Source organism: Adlercreutzia sp. ZJ154, assembly GCF_011039055.1.
GTDB lineage: Bacteria > Actinomycetota > Coriobacteriia > Coriobacteriales > Eggerthellaceae > Adlercreutzia_A.
In genome coordinates, this window is record NZ_JAAKEF010000040.1 from 1 (window position 1) to 1,378 (window position 1,378).

Annotated in this window: 2 protein-coding genes; one reads left to right on the forward strand and one right to left on the reverse strand. The window is 51.1% G+C overall.

Features of this window, described 5'->3' with window-relative positions; all coding sequences use genetic code 11:
• The first annotated feature begins 313 nt into the window (after positions 1-313).
• Complete coding sequence (locus G7Y37_RS09045; RefSeq protein ID WP_165063137.1) at positions 314-1,264, forward strand: Abi family protein; 951 nt, start codon at positions 314-316, stop codon at positions 1,262-1,264.
• On the opposite strand, the gene G7Y37_RS09255 is transcribed toward G7Y37_RS09045, so the two are convergent.
• Positions 1,253-1,327 carry a type II toxin-antitoxin system YafQ family toxin gene (locus G7Y37_RS09255; RefSeq protein WP_241155962.1) on the reverse strand — a complete coding sequence of 25 codons (75 nt, stop codon included), beginning with the start codon at positions 1,325-1,327 and terminating at the stop codon, positions 1,253-1,255. The genes G7Y37_RS09045 and G7Y37_RS09255 overlap by 12 nt on opposite strands.
• Positions 1,328-1,378: the final 51 nt, after the last annotated feature.

The following is a 1,378-nucleotide window of genomic DNA, read 5'->3' on the forward strand; positions in this document are numbered from 1 at the left end:
TGCGATATGCGATCGATGTGGTATTTGGGGAGCTCAACCTTATGTTAAGCTCCCACGGCGGCAAATAAAGGTGGTTGAGTTTTAAATCACCCGGTCCCTGACACCTTCGTTGTTATCTCGATAGATTGCTTTGAGTACCCTTGCAAATAGCTTTTGCTGATTGCTGGCACCAAAACAGGCATTAAAATCGAGCGAGGAAAGGCTTTCCGACAATCCAGCAATGTGCTATCATATCTAGTAGCAAACCCGCCGGCCTCTGCACGCAAGTGCATGCTCACTGGCGGGTCTTTCTGTATTTTAATATGGGAGACGATTGGAATACGCTAAGCCATATCTGAACCACGAGGAACAGGCTGACAAGCTTGTTGGCATGGGGATGGGCGGATCCAAAGCCGACATACTGGGACGCTTAGAACAGGTGGGCTATTACAGGCTTAGTGGCTACTGGCACGATTACAGACAATTGGACGGCAAAGGGTTTCGGGTAGGAACCACGATAGACACCGTGTGGTCCGATTACGTTTTCGATCGACAGTTCAGACTCGCGGTGCTGGATGCTGTCGAGCGCGTCGAGATATACACGAGAGCGAGGCTTGCCCATAAGCTTGCGCACGATACGGGCGCATTCGGTTTCGAGATTCACGAGGGGCTTCCCCGTCTGAGTGAGAGCGATTATAAGAAATTCATCGACAAATGCAGGTCTAAGCATAGGAGCTCTCGTGAGCCGTTCGAGGTTCATTTCAGGAATAAGTACGGGGACGCACACGACATCCCGCCCTACTGGATACTAGTGAACACCATGGACTTCGGGCAGATGCTCACTTTGTACAGAGGCGCAAGCGTCGAGATTAGAAACGAGTTGAGCAGCGAGCTCGGTGTGTCGGCAAGATTGTTCGAGTCGTGGCTCGTCGCATTGAACGTTGTGAGGAACATCTGCGCACATCATGGCAGACTGTGGAACAAGGAGCTTGGTGTCAAACCTGTCATTCCGAAGCATGACATTCGTTGGCACAAACCATACGAGGTCCAGCCGTACCGCATGCTTTCAATACTAACGATCTTGGGCTATCTGCTCGATTATGTTGCGCCGAGCACGTCGTGGCACACTAGGCTGATAGACCTGCTTGACAGGCGCAGCGCTGATAAGCTGTACCGCATGGGATTTTCTGAGGGCTGGCAGGAATGTCCTTTCTGGAAGCCATATGTGATGGATTTCGATGATGGGGATGGTCGTGCAAATGAGTCTACTGCATCAGCGGAATAACTCGTTATGCGTGCCTGTTCGTTCCAAGTATGCAACGCCATTGTCCACTATCCATATAAGCAGCCAGTCGCCGGCATTGCATACGTGACATTCACGATGCCCTTTCCATAAGCC